Origin of the sequence: Aliiruegeria haliotis (genome assembly GCF_003003255.1) — a bacterium.
Classification (GTDB): domain Bacteria; phylum Pseudomonadota; class Alphaproteobacteria; order Rhodobacterales; family Rhodobacteraceae; genus Tropicimonas; species Tropicimonas haliotis.
Map to the genome: position 1 here is coordinate 1 of NZ_PVTD01000030.1, position 2,044 is coordinate 2,044.

Consider the following 2,044-nt stretch of genomic DNA (forward strand, 5'->3'; position numbering starts at 1 on the left):
GAATCTGGAGGGTTCCGTGAGGTCCGCGTGCGTGAGATCGACGCCAAGTGGTGTCGCGGACCTCATTGAAGCCGGATTGAACGAAGCTGCGGGGTGTTTTGGCGCTATGGGGATTATGGCCTCGGCGCAGGCCTCGGGTGGTGGGCGCGACGGCGGATGCGGCGGCGAATAGCGCATTTTGGGCTGCCGGCAGGGTTGGCATCAGCCTGCCGGGGCCGTCGCAGCGGGTAGGTCTGGTGGCCGATCGTCGCTCGCGTCGGCTGGAGCCGGGGCGACCAGGTCACCGGCCCGCAGGCCGTCTGGCCGGTCCTCGTGGAGGCCGACCGCCGATCGCGAGGCATTGGTCTGTCTCGGGTGTTCATGAGCTGTCGTTCCAGAAAGGTCGACGTGGCGGTGCCTGGCCATGATACCAGACGGCCAGCGTCACCATCTGCCGACCGCAGCAGGGACAAGGGCGCGGAACCGGTGTCGCCTTCATTGCCGGCTCGGGGCGGACTGTCATCTCCTGCGTCCGGGCGGCCAGCAATGTCCGGCAGGCCGCAAGGCGGGTGACGCGATGGCCGTTGGCGAGAAAGCCGTAATGTCGGATGCGGTGAACGCCGTCCGGCAGGGTGTGCAGAAGGAAGCGCCGGATGAACTCTCCGGCATCGAGGGTCATCCGCCTCGGTCGGCGGCCATGTCGGTAGTCGCGCCAGCGGAACGTCACCTTGCCATCCTCCATGCCGATCAGGCGGGAATTGGCGATGGCGACGCGGTGGGTGTAGCGGCTCAGGTAGGCCAGCACCTGTTCCGGTCCGCCGAAGGGCGGCTTGGCGTAGACCACCCAGTCGCGGTTCCGGGCCGTGGTCAGCAGCCGGGCAAAGGCCTTCGGTTCGGCCAGTTCGGCAATCTCGCCGAAGAACTGCAGCTGTCCGGCCTCGAAGGCGGCGCGCAGCGCCTGCAGAAACAGTCGCCGGAACAGCCGCGACAGCACCCGGACCGGCAGGAAGAAGCCGGGCCGGCAGGCGATCCAGCGGCTGCCGTCGGGCGACGGCCCGCCACCCGGTACGATACAGTGGAGGTGGGGATGGTAGCTCAGGGTCTGGCCCCAACTGTGCAGCACCGCGATGAGGCCGATCCCGGCGCCGAGATGTTTTGGGTCTGCGGAGATGATGCGAAGGGTGTCCGCAGCTGTCCGGAACAGGATGCCATAGACGACCTTCTTGTTCTGAAAGGCAATGGCTGCAATCTCGGCGGGCAGCGTGAAGACCACATGGAAATAGGGCACCGGCAACAGGTCGCCCGCCCGCGCTTCCAGCCAGTCGCGCGCAGCCGCACCCTGACACTTCGGGCAATGCCGGTTGCGGCAGGAATTATAGGCGACACGGACCGTGCCGCAGGCCCGGCAGCCCTCGACATGGCCGCCAAGCGCAGCTGTTCTGCACAGCTCGATCGCGCTCATCACCCGGCGCTCGACACGGCCCAGATGACCGTCATGGGCCTGCCGCCACGCCTCGCCATGGCGACGGAAGATATCCGCCACCTCCAGTCCCGGCATGTCGGATCCGCGTCAGTGCGGTGGCGCCGCCCCGATACCGAGCCGGTCGAACGGGCTCTGCGTGCTTGTGATCAGCCGGTTCGACACCGCAGTATAGCGCGCCGTGCTCGACAGGTGGCTGTGCCCGAGCAGCGCCTGGATGACGCGGATATCGGTGCCGTTCTCCAGCAGGTGGGTGGCAAAGGAATGCCGAAGCGTGTGCACACTCACCTGCTTGCCGATCCTGGCGGCGATGCGGGCCTCACGGCAGGCAGCATGCAGAACCGTGGCGCTGATCCGGCTGCACTCATCCCGGCCGGGAAACAGCCAGTCCTTCGGCCGCGCCTGCCGCCAGTAGTCCCGCAAGATATGCAGAAGCTGCGCCGACAGCATCACCTGGCGATCCTTGCCGCCCTTGCCATTGCGGACCCGGATCACGCCGCGCCCGCTGTCGATATCAGTGACCCTGAGACCGGTGACCTCGGACACCCGCAGCCCCGCCGCATAGGCCGCGGTCAGCGCCGTGCG

General features: G+C 67.5%; 2 protein-coding genes. Both read right to left on the minus strand.

The genetic code is table 11. The features are described from left to right. Positions 1–358: 358 nt before the first annotated feature. The gene (locus CLV78_RS23555) at positions 359–1,537 is read right to left on the minus strand and encodes an IS91 family transposase (RefSeq protein WP_106208594.1); all 1,179 of its coding nucleotides are present in this window, start codon (positions 1,535–1,537) and stop codon (positions 359–361) included. A gap of 12 nt (positions 1,538–1,549) precedes the next feature. Beyond that, positions 1,550–2,044, minus strand: a 495-nt coding sequence (locus tag CLV78_RS23560; RefSeq protein ID WP_146136782.1) for a tyrosine-type recombinase/integrase, incomplete at its 5' end; no start/stop codon positions are given.

What these genes read in the sequence shown, in the direction of transcription:
- CLV78_RS23555 (WP_106208594.1), bottom strand. Translation starts at nt 1,537, where the DNA reads ATGCCGGGACTGGAGGTGGCGGATATCTTCCGTCGCCATGGCGAGGCG.